Annotated in this window: 1 pseudogene; it reads left to right on the plus strand. The window is 77.1% G+C overall.

The window, feature by feature from the left end:
- Positions 1-881, plus strand: a pseudogene (locus tag GT045_RS24470) (hydrolase); the annotation flags it as partial.

Below are 881 nucleotides of genomic sequence, written 5' to 3' on the forward strand. Positions count from 1 at the left end.
CCCCCCACCCCCCGCGTCCGCCCTACCCGCCGTCAGGCGCCGAACCAGGGGAATCGGACGAGTTCCTCGCCGGCCCGCTGCGGGCCGGCTCCGACGCGGAGGCGTCACGGTCCTCCGCCCTGCTGATGGCCCGGCACTGGCAGCCGGCCCATGAGTACGCGGTCATCTGCCTGGCCGCCCCCGGGCCCCTCGCCCACATGGTCACCGCCACCGCCTTCCACCAGGTCCTCGGCCGGCTGGCGCTCGGCGAGCCCGCCGACGCGCTGCGCCCACGCCTGCTGGTGACCGTCCGCGACACGGTCGTGAACTGGTCGGGCACGGACCGGATCACCGCCGTGCTGCCCGGTCTCGACGAGCCGGCCGGGGGGCGCGGTGTGGGCGCCGCGCCCCCGCCCACACCGGACAACCGCGTTCTCTCGGACCGCTCGTTCCACAGCCTCTCCCGGCTGGAACAGGCACTGCTGTGGCACGCCGACGTCGAGGCCGAACCGCTCGACGTGCCCGCCGGTCTGCTCGGCGTGGACGTCGAGAGCGCGCGAGCCGCGCTGGAGCAGGCCCGGGAGAAGTTCCGCGAGGGCCTGGTGCGTGCCCACCGGGAACTCGCGCCCGGCAAGGAGTGCCGCTACTACAACCGGCTGCTCGACGTCCCGATCCGCCGGGGCGGCGCGCTGCTGCCCGATGTCCAGGAGCATCTGGCCGGCTGTGCCTACTGCCGGCACGCCGCCGAGCAACTCGGCCGTGCCGAGGCGGCGTCGGGTGTGCTGCTGGCCGAGGCCGTGCTCGGCCGGGGCGCCCGCCGCTACCTCGAATCGCGCCCCGGCCGCCGGCCGGCCCCGGCCCGTGCCCGCGGCGGTGCCCGGCGCTCCGGCGGACGCCGGCGG

It is taken from the genome of Streptomyces sp. SID486 (genome assembly GCF_009865385.1).
Taxonomy (GTDB): Bacteria; Actinomycetota; Actinomycetes; order Streptomycetales; family Streptomycetaceae; genus Streptomyces.